Raw genomic sequence first — 15861 nt, forward strand, 5'->3', positions numbered from 1 at the left:
GTGAGTTTGGCCACGTCGTTGGCCAGCAGGTGTTGCAGAAAGGCTTTAACCCGTTCGCCGGTCAAATCGACGATGGTCATGTGGGAGACATCGAACATACCGGCATCGCTGCGCACCGCGTGGTGCTCTTCCAGCTGGGAGCCGTAGTTGATGGGCATTTCCCAACCGTGGAAGTCCACCATCTTGGCGCCGGCTTCCAGGTGTTTGGGATGCAGTACAGTAGTCTGGATCATCGCATTCTTTCCTTAGCAAAAAGCCTTTTCGCTTTGGCGACCACCCTCGCGACCCGCGCCACCGCTCTGACTGCACAGCGTGCAGCAAAAAGCGACCGGATCCAAAAGTGTGTGCTCGCTCCTGCCCTTGCCAGGCAAGAGGGATTCCTTGAACGGAGCGGATTATATGACAAGCAGGCGAGCGTGCCGCTCAAAAAAAACTAATCCCCTCCCGTAAAACTGACTCCAGACACTAAGATAAATGCAGTGATAAAAACAGCCATAAGCCGACTCAGGCGAGATTAAATTTTGATTTTTACCGTTTCGTCACAATTTGCAGAAAAACGTTTCGCTCCAGAGCAAAATTAAAGGCTGACACCCAAAACGGGTCGTCAGCCTTGTCGGATTACTTTTGTTGTCAAAAACGGCGAGTAATATTAGTTTTTTTCACCCTTGGCCTGCATGGCACTGCCCTTGGTCGCAGCAACGACCCAGTCAGGACGGGCCAATGCGGGCAACTCTCCCTCCAGCCCCATGGCGGCGCGGATCACCCCCTCCTTGAAGGGCGTCAGCAGATTGGCCGCGCGCAATCCCACGCCCCTCACCAGCTTCTTGAGCGGGTTGGCCCCGCTGAACAGCCGCTTGAGCCCCTCCATCGCCGCCAGCATGCGAGCCGCTTCGCTCTTGCGCCAGCGCTCGTAGCTGCGCAGGTTGGCGAGCAGGCCGATATCCTCACCCGCGGCATGATTTTGCAAGATCTGCTCCGCCAACGCGGCAGCATCCAGCAGGCCAAGGTTGACCCCCTGCCCCGCCAGGGGGTGGATGGTGTGGGCGGCATCTCCCACCAGCACCAACCGCTCGCGAGCAAAGTCGCGGGCATAGCGGGCAGTGAGGGGAATGGCGCTGCGCGGCCCCTCCACCTTACACAGACCGAGCCGGGCATCGAAGGCGGCGGTAAGCTGGCGATTGAACTGCTCGTCATCGCAGGCGCAGAGCGCCTCGGCGCGGGCCGCAGGCAGCGACCAGACGATGGAACAGAGGTTATCCTTCCACAGCGGCAAAAAGGCGAGCGGGCCATCCGGGGTGAAGATCTGACGAGCAACAGCTTCATGGGGTTCGGCGCAGCGCACCGTCGCCACCAGCGCGTGGTGACCGTAATCCCAGCTGGTGAGCGGGATATCGGCCTGACGGCGCACCCAGGAGTGGGCGCCATCGGCAGCCACCACCAGTTTGGCCGAGATGGCCTGACCATCTTCAAGGAGCAGCAGGGCGCCCGCCGGGCCGCTCTGCAGGCTCTTGGCTCTGGCGGGGGTCAGCAACTGGATATTGCTGGCACCTTCAATCGCCTCAAGCAGCGCCAGCTGGATCACCCGATTCTCGACGATGTGGCCGAGGTTGGCCTGACGCAGGCTGGCGGCATCGAAGTCGATATGGCCGAAACTGTCCTGCTCCCACACCGCCATCTTGTCGTAGGCCTGCAGGCGGCGCGCTTCAATGTCGTCCCAGGCGCCGACATGGCGCAGGATCTGCTGGCTGGCCAGACTCAGGGCACTGACCCGATTATCGGCCACCTCCCCCAGCTGCGGGTCAGGCAGTTGCCCCTCCACCACCAGCACCTTGAGGGCGCTATGTTTCAAGGCCGCAGCAAGCCCCAGCCCCACCATGCCGCCACCGACAATCACCACATCCACATTTTGCATCTGCATCATCTCATCCTTTCAGGGCTGACCGGCTGGCCAGCGAGAGGACGCCCGCAGGCATCACCTCTTTATTCAATAGGTTTTGATCAACGAATGGCGGTCACCATCTTCCGGTCAACAGCTTCAGCTCAACAAGTGCTGGCTAGTTGCCGCACACATCAGCGACAAAGCCCAGGGTGCGCGAGGCAAGCGGCGCTTTGAGGCACGGGAATCGCCCCATCAGGGTGAGCGCCAGATTGCGCCCCGCCACCAGCGGATCGTGACCATTGGAGAAGAGCTGGGCCAGCGAAGAGGTGAGCCAGACGGTCTGCGCCTGATCGCGCTGACGCTGCTGCCAGTAACCGTTCAGCACCTTGAAGCTGCCGATATCCTCCCCCTCTGCCAACGCCTTGGCTACGGCGCCGGTAAGCAGGTCCAGATCCCGCATCCCGAGGTTGAAGCCCTGCCCGGCAATCGGGTGCAGGGCGTGGGCGGCATTACCGACCAGCACGGTGCGCTGGGCAAGCGGGTAGTCGCAGGCGGTCAGAATGAGCGGATAGACATTACGCACGCCACATCGCTCGAAGCGACCGAGCCGCCAGCCAAAGGCCTGCTGCAGACGGGCAAGAAACGCCACCTCATCGAGGGCAATCAGCTCATCCACCTCATGCTGCCCGACGCTCCATACCAGCGAGGAGAGCCCATCCTGCATTGGCAGCAGGGCCAGCGGCCCCCCTTCGGTAAAACGCTCGAAGGCGCGTCCCTCTGGGTCTTGCGCCGTTTTGACCGTGGCGATGATGGCGTGCTGCTCAAAGTCGTGGCGGGTCACCGGCAACTTGAAGTGCTGACGCACAAAGGAGTTGCCGCCGTCTGCCGCCACCAGCAGGCGGGTCTCAATCTGTTCACCGTCCTCAAGGGTGAGGGTCACCTTCTCCTCATCGGGCACAATCTCGCTCACCCGTGCCGGACAACAGACCCGGATATTGGGAGAGACCGCCATCGCCCGTTGCAGCTCATGACCGGCAGCTGCAAGCTCGATCACCTGGCCCAGCGCGAGCAGACCGTATTCAGCGGCCGACAGGCGAGCCTGACCGAAGTGGCCCCGATCCGAGACATGAATCTGGGTAATGGGAGCGCAATGGGGGGCAAACAGCGGCCAGAGTCCGCGTCGCAACAGCGCATCACAGGTACCGGCCGAGAGCGCAATGGCGCGGGCGTCGAAGCCTGAATGGGTGTGCTGTTCGGGGACGCTTGCCTCCAGCAGCAGGATCTCGAGGGGGGAGCCATCGGATCGAAGCAGGGCTGCCAGCGAGAGGGCCAGCACGGCGCCGCTCATTCCACCGCCGACCAGGGTGACATCGACCTGTCGCACATCAGATTGAGACATAAGCAGAGAGGAAGAAGTGAAAAAGGTGGCCTCATGCTATCACAAAGCCGCTGGCCGAATGCGAGGTCACCGGCAAAAAACCGGTTGCGCCTCACAGGGTTAGCCACCACAAGGGAATAAAAAAGAGCGCCATCAGGCGCTCTTACAGATTCAGTAAGGGTCGCGTTGACCCGCACCTCAATGAAGGGTCGGCGGCGCGCTCGGGGTATCGGGGCGCTTGCCAAACTCTTCAAAGGCCATCATGACCCCCAGCTTGACGTGTTCGTAGAGCACCAGGAAGGAGGCTTCGTTCTCGTCATCTTCCTGATCGAACTCGGCGGAGACCTGAGTGATGCTGGCGATATCCTGGATCATCTCCTGCAGCTCTTCCGACGCACGCGACAGCTCCTGCTGCACGACACCGAAACCGGCCAGAAATGCCTGCGACCAGTCCACCAGCGAATCGATCCGCTCGTCGAGGGGAGCATCATCACTTGGCAGCAGCAGCTCGACGCCCTTCTGGGCCATCAAACTCTCGACCACATTGTGATAAAGATCGGTCATCACCTGGCGCACCGGGGCCGGCAGGCCAAAACCGTCGTTCACCAGATCGTTGAAATGGGGGACCCAGCTCTTCTCATCCAGTGCCACACCGCCGCACACCAGACCGCAGATCACACCATGGGCCTCGACTGCACTGGCCATCAGCTCATGCTGCTCCATGATGTCGGCCACAGCCGCATATTTAAGGGGGTTTGTTTTGCTCATAGAGGATCCGCTCAAAGTTCAGGCAAATTTGCAGAATTAATGGTCAGGATCCTAGCATTCTCCCTCTTGCAGAGCCAGCAAGGCCTTGAAACTTATGCATCTGCGCTATATAGTCCCGCCCAGTTGTCCACGTGGATAAAGGCGGAAATCAGCTCCGCCGTATTGAGGAAGGCATGAGCACAGAGGCCGTAGAAATCGTCATTTTGGGACGTCCCTACAAGGTATCCTGTCCCTTGGGACAGCAGGATGCCCTGCGCCAGGCCGCCGAGCAGCTGACCGACAAGTTGATCGACCTGCGTCAACGCTCCAAAGTCTCCAGCAACGAGCAATTGGCTATCATGGCGGCGCTTAATTTCTGTCATGAGCTCTGCCTTGAAAAAGAGAAGAACCACCAATACTCTGAGACCATGGACAAGCGGATCAAGATGCTGCAGCGCACCATCGAAGCGGCCCTGATCGAGCACGGACAATATGGTGATTCCAGCGAAGAGGGGCAACAGCCCTAATCGCAAACCGTTTTAAAATTCCCTGGGATGTTTGTCAGCCGGTTCAAGTCCCCGAGCCGATATTCATACCAAACAGGGGATCTGCCTTCTGGCTATTGCGCATGCTCGGCACGACCGAGAAGCCTGCGGTCAGATCCGATCCCCGCCTTGAACCGACGGTTCAAGGGCCCAAACCGGCAACGGCATCTCGGGGTACCAACAGCAAAAGCCCGTCACCAGCGTGACGGGCTTTTTCTTTTCCTGATGATCAACGAACCCTACCCCTTTCAGAGCTGAAAAAATGCCCCGGATGAAAAGCTCACCAGGGGCATCACCGCATTCACAGTGCATGCTGTGTTAGCGCAGCCAGCCGCGTTAGTCCGTTTATTTGACCAGCAACAGGTTCTCCGGCTGGCGGGAGGCTGTCACCAGCACCGGAATGGACTTGGAGGTGGGCGTAAACGAGCCGGCGCCGATACTGTCGATAGGCACCAGCGGGTTGGTCTCCGGATAGTAGGCCGCGATGTTGCCACGCGGGATCTGGTAGATCACCACCACAAAACCGGTCACGCTGCGCTCGCGCCCATCGTTGCAGATGGCCGCCATGTCGACCTTGTCCCCTTCGGCAAAACCGAGGCGACGGGCATCCCCTTCGTTCATGAACACCACGTTGCGCTGGCCCTTGATGCCGCGATAACGGTCATCCATGCCATAGATGGTGGTGTTGTACTGATCGTGAGAGCGCAGGCTCTGCAGCAGCAGTACCGGCTGATCCGCCATCTGCTCGGCATGGCGGGTACACTCCGGCAGCACTGATTGCGGCAGGGTGCTGGCACGAAACTCAGCGCTGCCGCTGGCGGTATTCCAGGTCAGCAGCGCCGCAGAGTTATCGAGATGAAAACCGCAAGGCTGCTGGATGCGAGCATTGAAATCGGCAAAGCCGGCGATGGTCTGCTCGATAAGATCGCGAATACGGGCATAGTCATCGCGCAGAGCCAGCCAGTCGACCCGCTCGCTGCCCACGGTGGCATGAGCCATCCGCGCGACTATGTCGGTCTCGGAGAGGCAGAGGGGCGATACCGGCTCGGCTGCGCCGGTCGAGGCGTGCACCATGCTGAAGGTGTCCTCCACCGTGATCTTCTGGTTGCCCGTGCGCTGGATATCGAGCTCGGTGCGACCAAGGCAGGGCAGGATCAGCGCCGCCTTGCCCACCTGCAGATGGCTGCGGTTGAGCTTGGTGCTGATCTGCACGTTGAGCTCGGCCTTTTTCATCGCCCCGTAGGTGAAGTCGGTATCGGGCGCCGCTGCCGCCAGGTTGCCACCCAGGCAAATAAGCACCTTGCTCTTGCCCTCGTCCAGCGCCTTGAGCGCTTCGTACACATTGTGGCCACGGGCCCGCGGCAGGCTCACCTGCAGGTGACGCTCGAGCCGGTCGATAAAGGCGGCGGTCGGCTTTTCGTTGATCCCCATGGTGCGGTTGCCCTGCACGTTGCTGTGGCCCCGTACCGGACAGAGTCCCGCTCCCGGCTTGCCAATCTGGCCGCGCATCAGGTGCAGGTTGACGATTTCACGGATGGTATCGACCGAGTGCAGATGCTGGGTCACCCCCATGGCCCAGCAGCTGATGATGCGCTGGCTGGCGGCAAAGACCCGGGCCGCCTGCACGATGTCGGCGCGGGTCAGGCCGGATTGCTGCTCAATCGCCGCCCAATCGGTGGCACGCACCTGCGCCTCGTACTCGGCAAAGTGGTGGGTGTGGCGGGCGATGAAATCGCGATCCACCGCCTCAGGCGCCTCTTCCAGGATGTACTTGGCCATGCCGCGGATGGCGGCCATGTCGCCACCCAGTTTCGGCGTCAGGTACTGGTGGCTGATGGTGGTGGCCGCCGGGGTCAGCAGCTCCAGCGGGCTCTGCGGGCTGGCGAAGCGCTCGAGAGCCACCTCTTTCAAGTTGTTGAAGCTGACGATCTTGCAGCCGCCACGCGCCGCCTGGCGCAGTGCATTCATCATGCGCGGGTGGTTGGTACCCGGATTCTGGCCATAGACGAACACCGCATCGGCCTGGTCGAAGTCATCCAGCACCACAGTGCCCTTGCCGATACCGACCGACTGGATCAGCGCTACCCCGCTCGCCTCATGGCACATGTTGGAGCAGTCTGGGAAGTTGTTGGTGCCAAACAGGCGACCAAACAGCTGATAGAGGTAGGAAGCTTCGTTGCTGGCACGTCCCGAGGTGTAGAACTCCACCTCATCCGGGCTATTCAGCCCCTTGAGAGTGCCGGCAATCAGGGTGAAGGCATCGTCCCAGCTTATCGGCTCATAGTGATCGGTCGCCGGGTTGTAGCGCATCGGCTCGGTCAGCCGCCCCTGATACTCGAGCCAGTAGTCGCTCTGGGTGGCCAGCTGGCGCACCGAGTGGGCGGCGAAAAACTCGGCCCCCACCGTCTTGCCGGTAGACTCCCATGCCACCGCCTTGGCGCCGTTTTCACAAAACTGGAAGGTGCCGTGGTCGTTGTCACCCCAGGCACAACCCGGGCAGTCGAAGCCGTCGGTCTGGTTGACCCGCAGCAGATTCTTGATGTTCTGACGGGTCTTCTGGCTGCGCAGCACCTGTTTCATGGTGGATTGCAGGGACGAAAAACCTCCGGCTTTGGCGGGCTTTTCAATATGACTCATGGCACTCTCCGATGGGATCCGCCGGGCGATAGCTCGAATAGCTGACCGGGGCATCAAACTTGGGAATATGAACGACGTTGAGGTTGTATTTGAGGGCCAGCCTGACCGCCAGCTGGCTGGGCGATGCCAGACAGATAAGATGACGGGCACCAAAGCGGACGGCTTTTTGCACCAGCTCGCTACCGCAACGGCTGGTCACCACTAGGGTGTCGCACGCACTGTGTTGACGCAGCAGCAGGCCGATCAGCTTGTCGAGGGCATTGTGGCGCCCGATATCTTCCCGGCAGTGGAGGATCCGGCCCTCGGCATCCAGCGCCAGCGCTGCATGCAGGGCGCCGTGCTGCTGACCCTTGAGCTGCCACTGGGCGATCTGAGCACGCAGCCCCGCCAGCAAGGCCACATCCAGCGGCGGCGTCAGCGGCAACACCGGCAATGCGGGCAGCGCCTGCTCCACCGCCGCTACGCCGCAGATGCCGCAGCCGGTCACCCCGGTCAGCCGACGCTTGTTCTCAGCCAAAGCAGCCAGGGAGCGGTTGGCAATGGTCACATCCAGCACAATACCCTGTTCGGCTGGCGCGACCTGGATGTCGTGGACTTCGTGGTTATGCCGGATGATCCCCTCGCCAAACAGAAAGCCGACGGCAAAGTCGTCGAGATCGTCCGGGGTCGCCATCATGACCGCATGGTTGATGCCATTGATGTTGATGGCGACGGCTACCTCTTCCACCAGATGATCCAGTGACGGCAAGTTGGCGGGGGTTGCGACGGGAGAATGGGCAGGCATGCAGGTTGGCCTAAAAATGCAAACTGCATTCAAGTTTAGAGAGGCGACTGACGCAAAACCAATGAAATAAATCTATATCCTGATAGAGTTGTTCTATCGAAGATGTTTTTTCAATTGATTAATTCTTCAATAGCCGGTTCCACTGCCTCCACTACAACCAGATGAACATCAAGCAACTTCACTACTTTCACGAGCTGGCCAAACACCGGCATTTTGCCAAAGCGGCCAAAGCCTGCCACATCACCCAGCCCACCCTCTCGGCCAGCATTACCGCGCTGGAAAAGAGTGTCGGCACCGATCTGGTGGTACGCACCAGCCAGTTTGTCGCCCTGACCGAGGCAGGCGAGCTGGTGCGCCAGTATGCCGAACGGATGTTGCTGGAGCAGGAGGCGCTCAAGCAGGAGCTGGCGCTGTTTCAGGGCGAGCTATCCGGCACCCTGCGTATCGGCATCGTGCCCCAGTCCAATCTCGACATCATGCCGTTTATCGCCCGCTGCAAGCAGCGCTATCCCGATATCGTCATTCGCCTGTCGGTGCTCAGCAACGAAGCCCTGCTATCACAGCTGGAGCTGCATCAGTGCGATATCGGACTGGGATTTGATGAGCCCGCCGGGGGAGCTGGCCGGCGCGCCTTTCATGTCTACCCGCAAGGCGCCAACCAGATGGCGGTGCTGATGAACCGTGACGAAGCGGATCAGTACCCGCACAGCGGCGACATTGCGCTTGCTGAACTGCAGCAACAGCCGTTGGTGCTGCCCAGCCGCACCATGCAATTTCGCCAATATCTGGATCGCGCCGCCGAGCAGGGGGGAACCTCGCTCAACGTGGTACTGGAGACCGACTCGCTGTTCCATCTGGTCAGCGCCGTACGCCACCGGCTGGGCTGGGCCATCGTCAGCGCCGGCCTCGCCCGCTCTGCCAGCAAACTCTCGGACCTCGTTTGCCTGCCACTCGCTCCGCTGGAGAATATCGGCCATACCGCCTTTCTGACCCGCCAACAGAGCATCACCCCCGCCATGCGTGCCTTTCTTGAACTGGCGGCAGAAGATGAACCGTCAAACGCGCCTTGACGCAGGCCAAGCGGTAAACCTCATCCGGTTCTGGCAAAGAAAAAGCCCGCCAGAAGGCGGGCTTTCAGAGAGCAAGCGCGGGCATCAAATCGCCATCTGCTCGTGGGGGGAGCCATGGTGGCGTAACCAGACAAAGCTCAGCGCCACGATCAGCACCATCAGGGTCATGATGGCCCCCAGAGTCACCTGACCGGTCATCGGGAAACCGGCCGCCAGCAGGGTCACCACACCGGCCCCCAGATTCTGCATCCCGCCGAGAATGGCACCCGCGGTACCGGCCTGACCCGGGAAGGGCTCGATGGCACAGGAAGTGGCGGTCGGGTAGAGAATACCGCTACCGATGAAGTAGACAGCCGCACCACCAACCAGCGAGGCGGCACTCACCACCCCGAACAGCCCCGGCACCAGAATGATGAGGGAGCCGAGCGCCAGAAAGGCGATCCCCAGACGCATCAGCTTGCCCTGAGTCAAACGGAAGCTCAGCTTGGCAGAGAGCCAGGCCCCGAACAAATAGCCGGGCAGCGGCAGCACGAACAGCACGCTCACGGTACGGGCGCTCAGTTTAAGCACATCGCCGAGCAACACACCAGCCGCCGCTTCAAATACCGCGAGTCCCGCAAAGGTCGCCATCAGGCAAAGCAGGTTGCCCTGAAACTTGGGGTTGCCCAGCACATGACGATAGGCAGCACCGACGCGCAGTGGCTGACGGGCAGCAGCAGGCAGGGTCTCGCCAAACCAGGCCATGATAGCCAGGGTTGCTACGGCACCAAAACCGAACAGGAACCAGTACCCGGCGCGCCAGTTGAACAGCTCGGTCAGCCATCCCCCCAGCACCGGCGCCAGCAGCGGGGAGAAGATCACCCCCATGCTCACCAGACTGTTGGCGCGGTTGAGCTCGGCGCCGTTGTAACGATCGCGCATCACGGTACGGCTCATGGCGCCACCGGCACCGGTACCCAGCCCCTGAATAAAGCTACCCACTAGCAGGGCGGCAAAATGGGGGATGACCTGAATGATCAGGGTGCCCACCAGAAACACCATCATGCCGACGATCAGCACCGGGCGACGACCGATACGATCCGACAACGGCCCATAGACAAACTGGGAGAGGCCATAGGGGATCAGGTAACAGGCCATCACCGCCTGCAACTGGCCCGAGGCCACATTGAAGTCCCCCGCCATCATGGGAATGGAGGGAACATAAAGGGTCTGGGTCATCTGGCCCACAGCGACCATCAGAATGGTCAGTAAAAACAACGGATAAAAACTGTGCCGATCCATATCAGTCCCAAAAAATCGAAAAAATGCTGCCGCCCCTCTGGCACAAAATGGCCCAGAGGAATCTGATCACAGAGGCTGTGATGCAATCAAAAACAGTGTTGGAAACAGTAGGCGGGGAGCCCGCCAAACCACCGCACAGGACGCTTGGTGGTATGGGGGCATCATAGTGATTCAGCTCACAAAAAACGAACGAATCTTTATAATCGGCTTGCCTTAGTTTTTCTAATATTACGGGGCAGCACGCCCCGTCAGCAGTTAAAAATCAACGTGTTACCATCTGCTGCGCCTGCTTGATCAGCTCATCGGGCTGCTCCTTGCGTGGCGGTATGGTGATCCCCTTCTGGCAGGCAGGTTTCTCGGCCATCCGATCCATCCAGGCTTGTAGATGGGGTAACCCCTCGATGGAGATGCCGCTCCAGTCATAAATACGCACCCAGGGCCAGGTGGCAATGTCGGCGATGCTGTACTCGTCCGCCAGATATTCATGATGGGCCAGATGGCTGTCGAGCACCTCGAACAGGCGGCGCCCCTCCTTCTGGTAGCGTTCGATAGCGGCGGGGATCTTCTCGGGGAAATAGCGGTAGAAGACGTTGGCCTGCCCCATCATGGGTCCTACCCCGCCCATCTGGAACATCAGCCACTGGATGGCCTGAGAGCGGCGTTTGGGATCAGCGGGCAGCAACTTGCCTGCTTTCTCCGCCAGATAGATGAGGATGGCCCCCGACTCGAATACGGCGAAATCGTCGTTATCCCGATCGACGATAGCCGGAATACGGCCATTTGGGTTGATGGCGAGAAACTCGGGCTTCTTCTGATCCAGTGCAGACAAATCGAGAGGAATGACCCGATAGGGCAAACCCAGCTCTTCGAGGGCGATCGCCACTTTGAAACCATTGGGGGTCGCGGCGGTGTAAAAGTCGATCATGATTCACTCCTTGTTGGTCATAGCCAGATTGCACGGTTGGAACAGGGTGCAACACCATAGCCGCCTCATCTTGCAACAAGTGACCGGCTCCAGACCATTAAAAAGCGGCGCACCGTAGGCCAAACAAGGCCACGGTGCGCCGCTGGTGCGCTCTGGCAATGGTAGATATTAGTTGATCATGGCGACCGGCTTGCGCTGGCGCAGCATGATCAGGCGGGAAAGCAGCGGGAAGTAGGACTCCAGCTTGCGCAACAGCACCCGGCTGCAGGCAGGCTCGGCCAGCTCCGACTCATCCAGCACGATGCCGTTTGAGACAAAATAGAAACGGGGGTCACGCACATCCGGCCCGCAGACCGTCAGCTCCTTGTCTCCCTTGCGGATCAACAGCGGCAAGACCGGCAAACCGATCGTCTCATCCTCTCCCCGGGCAAATCCGGCATCCTGCCAGGGCGCATCGCCGTCGATCAGCAGGATCGCCGCCTCCGTCTTGGCCGGTTGCCACTGGGCCAGGGGGGTCACGGTGATGTGGGCAAAGTGATCACCATACTCGGGTGATGACCGCAAGATGGCCAACAGTCCCTCGCTGGCCGCTGACACGTTCTGACTCACTAATGACAAATTCATGGTTCACATCCCTATGCTCATGACAGCCTGTATCCGGCTGCTGGGATAAGACTAGCGCAGATCTGGTCTATATTGGAGCCGTCAAATCTGGCAGTGGTAATCAATTGGTCGTAGGGGGATAACAGTTGCCATCGCACAAAATACTGGTATCATACCGCGTCCTTTTATCCCCCGTTCTTTAACATCCAGTGGTGAACCTATGCATCCGATGCTGAATATCGCCGTGCGCGCTGCGCGCAACGCCGGTCAAGTTGTAGTAAAAGCCTTCTCCCAGCCCGAGAACATTGAGGCTATCCAAAAAGGCAGCAATGACTTCGTGACCAACGTTGACCGTGAAGCCGAAGCGGCCATCATTCACACCATCAAGAAATCTTACCCGGAGCACAGCATTGTTGCTGAAGAGTCTGGTGAGATTGCCGGGACCAATCCGGACTACCAATGGATCATTGACCCACTGGATGGCACGACCAACCTTGTCAAAGGCATTCCGCACTTTGCCGTCTCCATCGCCCTGCGTGTGAAAGGCAAAACCGAACAAGCCGTTGTTTACGATCCCATCCGTGACGAACTGTTTACTGCTACCCGTGGTAGCGGCGCCCAGCTGAACGGCTACCGCATCCGTGTCGGCAAAGCCAAAGAGCTGGCTGGCACCGTGCTGGCGACCGGTTTCCCCTACAAACAAAAGCACCACATCGAGTCCTACCTGAAGATGTTCCAGAGCATGTTCATTGAATGTGCCGACATCCGTCGCTCCGGCTCTGCCGCACTGGATCTGGCCTATGTGGCTGCCGGTCGTATCGACGGTTTCTGGGAAATCGGCCTGAAACCCTGGGACACCGCTGCCGGTGAACTGCTGGCCAAAGAAGCTGGTGCCATCGTCACCGACTTCGTAGGTGGTCACAACTACGAAAACTCCGGCAACATCGTGGTTGCCAACCCGCGCGTCCTGAAAGAGATGCTGGGCAAGATCCGCGAAGAGCTGCCGGAGTCTCTGGCTAAATAAGCCAGCCTTCGAGCAGACAGATAAAAAAACCGGCGCAAGCCGGTTTTTTATTGCTGCGATATACCCTGTCAGAGCATTCCAACCAACTGCTTATGCTCTTCTTCCCCGTAGCATACGCCCCAACTGCTCGCCCCGTTCCCCATCCCCAAAACAGTTCGTCGCCCTTCTCTCGTTAGCAAATACGCCTTAACCAACCTTCTTGAATATCACCGTACTCAGGCCGGGATAAAAACCTGGCCTCCTGTTTGCCCTGATCTTCATCCTCTTGCTAAGAACACCAACCATCAGGCCTCGAACCCATCGCCAGATAAAAAAACACCCGGCACATGGCCGGGTGTCGTGAGGGCATACAAAGCGCCCCGACTTTTATGAATGAAGAGGCCGGCGTACGCCAGCCCCTTTATCAGGCGAGGCGGAAGCGGCCGATGGTCTGCTTCAGACCCACCGCCAGCTGGCTCAGCTCCAGACAGGCGCGGGCAGTATGATCGGCGCCCAGAGCCACCTCGTTGGCGGACTCGTTGATCCGCTCGACGTTGCGGCCCAGCTCGTCGGAGACCGCATCCTGCTCGCCGCAGGCGCTGGCAATCTGGATCGCCATGTCGGCAATCTGGGCGACCGCCTCTTCAATCTGCTGGATGCCGTTACTGGTCTGCTCGCTCTGATCCACACACTGGCGGATCATTTCGCAGCTCTGGCCAGTGACCTCTTTGGCCTGATTGGCGCGCGCCTGCAGGGTTTCGATGATGGCGACGATCTCGCCAGTAGAAGCCTGGGTGCGGCCCGCCAGGGTGCGCACCTCGTCGGCCACCACGGCAAAGCCACGGCCTTGCTCGCCAGCGCGGGCTGCTTCGATGGCCGCATTGAGGGCCAGCAGATTGGTCTGCTCGGCGATGCCGCGGATCACATCCACCACCACGTTGATCTGGGCAGATTCGCGCTCCAGCTCGGTCACCAGCGTACCGGCTTGCTCGATCTCTTCGGCAACCCGGGTGATGGCCACCAGCGAACGCTGCACATCCTGATTGCCGTTGCGGGCCAGCGCATTGGCTGAGCTGGCGGAGCTGGAGGCGGTTTCGGTATTGCCAGCCACATCGGCCACGGTGGCCTTCATCTGGGTCATGGCGGTCGCCACCAGCGAGATCTCCTGCTGCTGGCTCTGAATGCCCTTGGCGGACTGCTCGGAGACGGCGCTCACCTCCTCGATGGCAGTGCCAAGCTGGGTGACAGCAGCCACTACCTCTTCAATCAGACCGCGCAGGTTGTCCTGCATCTTGAGGGAAGCTTTGGCCAGCATCCCCAGCTCGTCGCGGCCGATGTGCTGACGCTCCAGCTGATGGGTCAGATCGCCGGCGGCAATGGCGTTGGCCTGAGCCACTACGGCTTGCAGCGGCAGGCAGATCTGGCGAGTCAGGAACCAGGTCATCACCACCATGAACACCAGCAGAGCACCGATGCTCACCATGGCGAAGGTGGTCACCATGCTGACGCTGCCAAGCAGGCTGCCACGGTTCTCTTTGACGAAACCGAGGTTCACCTGGATCAGCGAGTTGACCGCCTGCTCCAGTGCCCCGAAGAGCGGGTTGGAGGCAAACAGCTGGGTTTTGGCCTGATCATGCTGACCCTGCACCAGCAGCATATCAAACTCGTTTACCGAACGTTGATAAGTGAGCCACTGTTGTTTGGCCTGGTTAAACACCTGGCGCTCGTTGTCGGCCCCTACGGTCGCCTCGTAGGCACGAAATGCCTCGTCAACCTTGCGAATATTCTCCTGAATGCGGCCACGACGGGCCTGCAGGTCGGCGGCATCATCCACCATCAGCAGGGCAAACTGGGCCCGACGTACATAAGAGACGTCGTAGAGCAGGGTTTCGACCGAGAGCACGCTCGGCAAAGTGGAGTCGGTAAAATTCAGCACCCGATCGCGCACGCCGCGCAATTCACTGGAGAGAAAAACACCGAAGACAACGTTGACTGCGGCAATGACCGCAAAAACCACGGCAATCTTTTTGCCGATGGAGAGATTCTTGTAAAACATGATTGGCTGTTGATCCTCAACTGCTGACAAGCAGGTAAACAGTAGCGATCACATCCGTATGAGCTGATCCCGGCCATTCCTGACGGGAGATGGAAGGTTGCGAAAGCGGGGGAAGGACGATTTCGCGAGGCGCGCACTCTATCACAATATCGCCTAATCCTTCACCAGATTTCACCAAATGAATGCAAGCTGATTTCCTTCACAACCCGACATTCATCACAAAATATTTATAGCGACCAAATCATTTCAAATAGTTAACCGATAAATGCAATCGAGGCAGTGGCATGGACAAGGGGCCATCAACTCGTTGTAATGACCAACATGACCCGATGGCGGAGCGCCATCCCCCTTCGTTGTAACAATTTGCTGTAACAAGAGGCCCTGTTTATGGATAACAGCTCGTATCTGCCCGCTTCAACCTGGTCTGCCCAGTTGCGTGAACAACTGCAGGCGCGGCCACTTACCGCCCTCGGTCTCTTTATCGCGCTGGCTGCCGTCTTGTTGCTGCTGTTGCAGAGTCTCATCATGCTCGCTACCGGCGAGGTGACCAGCGGCGTGCGCTACGGCCTCATCGGTGGTGCCGCCGGGTTTGCCGCCACCGCCATCGGCACCCTGCCCGCCCTGTTTCTGCGCTCGGTACCGCAAAAGGTTGAGGACACCATGCTGGGCTTTGCCGCCGGTATGATGCTGGCGGCCAGTGCCTTCTCCCTGCTGCTGCCGGGGCTGGAGGCCGCCGAGGGGATTACCGGCAACGGCTTTAGCGCCGCCGCCGTGGTGGTGGTCGGCATGACCCTCGGGGTGCTGTTGATGCTGGGGCTGGATCAGTTCACCCCGCACGAGCATGACAAAACCGGCCCCTGCGGCCCCGGCCACGAGAGCTGCTCCCGGGTCTGGCTGTTCGTCTTTGCCATCGCCCTGCACAACCTGCCGGAGGGGATGGCCATCGGGGTCAG

Annotated in this window: 13 protein-coding genes, 1 other RNA gene and 1 pseudogene; 5 read left to right on the plus strand and 10 right to left on the minus strand. The window is 59.7% G+C overall.

Annotated elements, in window-relative coordinates:
• From gcvT to AB5Y92_RS08805, 4 genes and pseudogenes are all read right to left on the minus strand, one after another.
• Positions 1–233 (minus strand): annotated as a pseudogene (gene gcvT / locus AB5Y92_RS08790) (glycine cleavage system aminomethyltransferase GcvT); the annotation flags it as partial.
• A 416-nt stretch (positions 234–649) separates the two neighbouring features.
• The gene (locus AB5Y92_RS08795; RefSeq protein ID WP_368226498.1) at positions 650–1918 is read right to left on the minus strand and encodes an FAD-dependent 2-octaprenylphenol hydroxylase; all 1269 of its coding nucleotides are present in this window, start codon (positions 1916–1918) and stop codon (positions 650–652) included.
• 136 nt (positions 1919–2054) lie between these two features.
• Positions 2055–3278, minus strand: coding sequence for a 2-octaprenyl-6-methoxyphenyl hydroxylase (gene ubiH, locus AB5Y92_RS08800; RefSeq protein ID WP_368226490.1), 1224 nt, complete (start codon positions 3276–3278; stop codon positions 2055–2057).
• A 177-nt stretch (positions 3279–3455) separates the two neighbouring features.
• The gene (locus AB5Y92_RS08805; protein ID WP_033138039.1) at positions 3456–4025 is read right to left on the minus strand and encodes a UPF0149 family protein; all 570 of its coding nucleotides are present in this window, start codon (positions 4023–4025) and stop codon (positions 3456–3458) included.
• Between the two features lie 173 nt (positions 4026–4198).
• Here AB5Y92_RS08805 and zapA point away from each other — a divergent pair, with 173 nt between their 5' ends.
• Together zapA and ssrS are read left to right on the plus strand one after the other, a co-directional pair.
• On the plus strand, positions 4199–4531 hold the full coding sequence (gene zapA, locus AB5Y92_RS08810; protein ID WP_005333910.1) for a cell division protein ZapA: 333 nt from the start codon (positions 4199–4201) through the stop codon (positions 4529–4531).
• Positions 4532–4547: 16 nt separating this feature from the next.
• Positions 4548–4729: non-coding RNA, 6S RNA (gene ssrS, locus AB5Y92_RS08815), on the plus strand.
• Positions 4730–4894: 165 nt separating this feature from the next.
• Here ssrS and AB5Y92_RS08820 read toward each other — a convergent pair.
• On the minus strand, positions 4895–7186 hold the full coding sequence (locus AB5Y92_RS08820; protein ID WP_368226492.1) for an FdhF/YdeP family oxidoreductase: 2292 nt from the start codon (positions 7184–7186) through the stop codon (positions 4895–4897).
• A complete protein-coding gene (gene fdhD, locus AB5Y92_RS08825; RefSeq protein WP_042083754.1) occupies positions 7173–7970 on the minus strand; it encodes a formate dehydrogenase accessory sulfurtransferase FdhD in 798 nt (265 codons plus the stop codon). Before fdhD ends, AB5Y92_RS08820 begins: the two co-directional genes overlap by 14 nt.
• A gap of 161 nt (positions 7971–8131) precedes the next feature.
• Here fdhD and AB5Y92_RS08830 point away from each other — a divergent pair, with 161 nt between their 5' ends.
• Positions 8132–9040, plus strand: coding sequence for a LysR family transcriptional regulator (locus tag AB5Y92_RS08830; protein ID WP_368226494.1), 909 nt, complete (start codon positions 8132–8134; stop codon positions 9038–9040).
• A gap of 84 nt (positions 9041–9124) precedes the next feature.
• On the opposite strand, the gene emrD is transcribed toward AB5Y92_RS08830, so the two are convergent.
• The 3 genes from emrD to AB5Y92_RS08845 all read right to left on the minus strand — a co-directional run bounded on the left by emrD (position 9125) and on the right by AB5Y92_RS08845 (position 11870).
• The gene (emrD, locus tag AB5Y92_RS08835) at positions 9125–10321 is read right to left on the minus strand and encodes a multidrug efflux MFS transporter EmrD (RefSeq protein WP_005333920.1); all 1197 of its coding nucleotides are present in this window, start codon (positions 10319–10321) and stop codon (positions 9125–9127) included.
• Positions 10322–10583: 262 nt separating this feature from the next.
• Complete coding sequence (locus AB5Y92_RS08840) at positions 10584–11246, minus strand: glutathione S-transferase family protein (protein ID WP_005333923.1); 663 nt, start codon at positions 11244–11246, stop codon at positions 10584–10586.
• A 168-nt stretch (positions 11247–11414) separates the two neighbouring features.
• Entirely contained in the window at positions 11415–11870 is a 456-nt protein-coding gene (locus tag AB5Y92_RS08845) for a hypothetical protein (protein WP_064342011.1), read from the minus strand.
• 199 nt (positions 11871–12069) lie between these two features.
• Between AB5Y92_RS08845 and suhB the strand changes: the two genes are divergently transcribed.
• Entirely contained in the window at positions 12070–12873 is an 804-nt protein-coding gene (suhB, locus tag AB5Y92_RS08850; RefSeq protein WP_164537091.1) for an inositol-1-monophosphatase, read from the plus strand.
• Between the two features lie 403 nt (positions 12874–13276).
• Here suhB and AB5Y92_RS08855 read toward each other — a convergent pair whose 3' ends face one another.
• Positions 13277–14908: a methyl-accepting chemotaxis protein gene (locus tag AB5Y92_RS08855; RefSeq protein WP_323914973.1), complete on the minus strand. Its 1632-nt coding sequence runs from the start codon at positions 14906–14908 to the stop codon at positions 13277–13279.
• Positions 14909–15295: 387 nt separating this feature from the next.
• Between AB5Y92_RS08855 and AB5Y92_RS08860 the strand changes: the two genes are divergently transcribed.
• The coding region (locus AB5Y92_RS08860; RefSeq protein ID WP_368226496.1) for a ZIP family metal transporter at positions 15296–15861 on the plus strand (566 nt) is incomplete at its 3' end.

It is taken from the genome of Aeromonas sp. R1-1, from assembly GCF_040908495.1.
In the GTDB taxonomy this organism is placed as follows: domain Bacteria; phylum Pseudomonadota; class Gammaproteobacteria; order Enterobacterales; family Aeromonadaceae; genus Aeromonas; species Aeromonas veronii.

Bases quoted from the DNA above. Each gene is read 5' to 3' on its own strand.
- emrD (WP_005333920.1), bottom strand. From the start codon at position 10,321: ATGGATCGGCACAGTTTTTATCCGTTGTTTTTACTGACCATTCTGATG.
- fdhD (WP_042083754.1), bottom strand. From the start codon at position 7,970: ATGCCTGCCCATTCTCCCGTCGCAACCCCCGCCAACTTGCCGTCACTG.
- AB5Y92_RS08830 (WP_368226494.1), top strand. From the start codon at position 8,132: ATGAACATCAAGCAACTTCACTACTTTCACGAGCTGGCCAAACACCGG.
- AB5Y92_RS08840 (WP_005333923.1), bottom strand. From the start codon at position 11,246: ATGATCGACTTTTACACCGCCGCGACCCCCAATGGTTTCAAAGTGGCG.
- AB5Y92_RS08855 (WP_323914973.1), bottom strand. From the start codon at position 14,908: ATGTTTTACAAGAATCTCTCCATCGGCAAAAAGATTGCCGTGGTTTTT.
- AB5Y92_RS08845 (WP_064342011.1), bottom strand. From the start codon at position 11,870: ATGAATTTGTCATTAGTGAGTCAGAACGTGTCAGCGGCCAGCGAGGGA.
- ubiH (WP_368226490.1), bottom strand. From the start codon at position 3,278: ATGTCTCAATCTGATGTGCGACAGGTCGATGTCACCCTGGTCGGCGGT.
- AB5Y92_RS08795 (WP_368226498.1), bottom strand. From the start codon at position 1,918: ATGCAGATGCAAAATGTGGATGTGGTGATTGTCGGTGGCGGCATGGTG.
- suhB (WP_164537091.1), top strand. From the start codon at position 12,070: ATGCATCCGATGCTGAATATCGCCGTGCGCGCTGCGCGCAACGCCGGT.
- zapA (WP_005333910.1), top strand. From the start codon at position 4,199: ATGAGCACAGAGGCCGTAGAAATCGTCATTTTGGGACGTCCCTACAAG.
- AB5Y92_RS08820 (WP_368226492.1), bottom strand. From the start codon at position 7,186: ATGAGTCATATTGAAAAGCCCGCCAAAGCCGGAGGTTTTTCGTCCCTG.
- AB5Y92_RS08805 (WP_033138039.1), bottom strand. From the start codon at position 4,025: ATGAGCAAAACAAACCCCCTTAAATATGCGGCTGTGGCCGACATCATG.